The sequence below is a fragment of the Paracidovorax valerianellae genome, from assembly GCF_900102625.1.
Taxonomy (GTDB): domain Bacteria; phylum Pseudomonadota; class Gammaproteobacteria; order Burkholderiales; family Burkholderiaceae_C; genus Paracidovorax; species Paracidovorax valerianellae.
This window is the reverse complement of record NZ_FMZC01000049.1, coordinates 1-1,448: the sequence shown is the minus strand read 5'-3', so window position 1 is coordinate 1,448 and position 1,448 is coordinate 1. Positions and strand designations below refer to the sequence as shown.

At 54.1% G+C, this 1,448-nt stretch carries 3 protein-coding genes; all 3 read left to right on the top strand.

Annotated features, from left to right (window positions below; genetic code table 11):
* Nucleotides 1–222: hypothetical protein (locus BLT03_RS24650; RefSeq protein WP_175537863.1), on the top strand; the 222-nt coding region annotated here is incomplete at its 5' end.
* 37 nt (nucleotides 223–259) lie between these two features.
* The gene (locus BLT03_RS24350; RefSeq protein ID WP_139160552.1) at nucleotides 260–1,114 is read left to right on the top strand and encodes a hypothetical protein; all 855 of its coding nucleotides are present in this window, start codon (nucleotides 260–262) and stop codon (nucleotides 1,112–1,114) included.
* The coding region (locus BLT03_RS23600) for a hypothetical protein (protein WP_217640202.1) at nucleotides 1,114–1,448 on the top strand (335 nt) is incomplete at its 3' end. The genes BLT03_RS24350 and BLT03_RS23600, both read left to right, overlap by 1 nt.

Sequence of the window (1,448 nt, the reverse complement as noted above, 5' to 3'; positions counted from 1 at the left end):
CTGGCCAACCAGTACGACGTGGTGGGCGACACCAGTCCCTCCGTGGTCTCCAACAGCCAGTGGCACTACGGGCAGGACGTGCGCATCGGCATCGAAGACCAGCCTCTGTACCGGGGCGGCAACATCAAGGGCGGCACCTGCCAGCGCAAGCGGGCCAAGGCGGGAAATCATCGTTTTGCTATCAAAAAAGAAGCAATCAAGGCAATGATTACTAAGGCGTAAGAGCGATTCGACTCAATAAATCAAGGAAGGAAGAACCATGACCAAAAACAACCCAACCCCCCGATTCCCGACCAGCCCGCTGCGCACCGGCCTGCTGTGCCTGCTGCTGGTCCTGGGCGGCTGTGCGAGCAACTACGCGCCCGCCGCCGCGCCCGGCAGCGCTGCCGCGAACCAGTCCATGAAGGAGCGCCAGCGCATCGCGGGCGAGATGTTCCGTGAGCGGTGCAAGAAGTCGGGCGTGTTCATTCACCGGACGGTGGAGGATGTGGAAGGGATTTTTGTAATGAAAATGCGGCCCGACAAGATTAATTTTGGAGATCAATATTTGTTGGATGATCCTTATGGTAGTGATGTGACCGGCATGGGGTATATCGAATTATTTTTGAAAGATTATTACGATGCTTGGCTAAAAATTTCTCCTGGCAATGAAAAAACGCCAACAGATCGCAAGGGTTATGCATATGTCGAAGCAGTCAATCCAGCAGATGGTGTGCGCTATAGATACACAGGTTCAGCGGTAGAGCCATGGCAGACAGATAAAAGTTATCTGAAAGGCTATATGAAATTTGTTCTTGAAAAGTCTCCTGCTCATGGTCCGTTGCCTCGTTACGCCGTGACCTATGACGATATTTCTACCAAGGAAGAACGTGATTACTGGATTGCCGGCAGTTCTCTCAAAGTCGTCGATCTGCAAACCGACGAAGTGATTGCTGAACGCATCGGCTATATGGTGGATTGGGCGCAGGGCATCCGCTTGGGAGGGCGTTCTCCGTGGCTATTGGCTGCCAATAATGCTTGCCCTGAATTTGCTCCTCAACGTGGAGCGACAGTTCAACTGACCCAAACCGTCCGATTCGTCAATAAATCACTCAAACCCAAGGGGGCTAAATAATGACCGCACCAACCATTGCAGAATACCTGTCCTACGCTAACCTGCAAATCGCAGCCGAATCCTTTATTAGAGATGAAGTGACAGGGGAACTTAGAAGTTCCGGGACTGAATACTTGGCAGCCCTTACCCGAGGCAATCTCCACTCCAGCCGCTTCGCCGCCACTCAGGCCAAGGAATTCGCTGACGACTGGCAAGTCGTCGACCAGCGCGCCAACACCAAGACCGGCTTTAGCGGCACCTTGTTCCGCAGGGTCCGCGATGACCCCGCGACCGGAGCCAAGGCCGGAGAAACCGTCCTGTCCTTCCGCTCCACCGAATTCATCGACGACGCGGC

What these genes read in the sequence shown, in the direction of transcription:
- BLT03_RS24350 (WP_139160552.1), top strand. Translation starts at nt 260, where the DNA reads ATGACCAAAAACAACCCAACCCCCCGATTCCCGACCAGCCCGCTGCGC.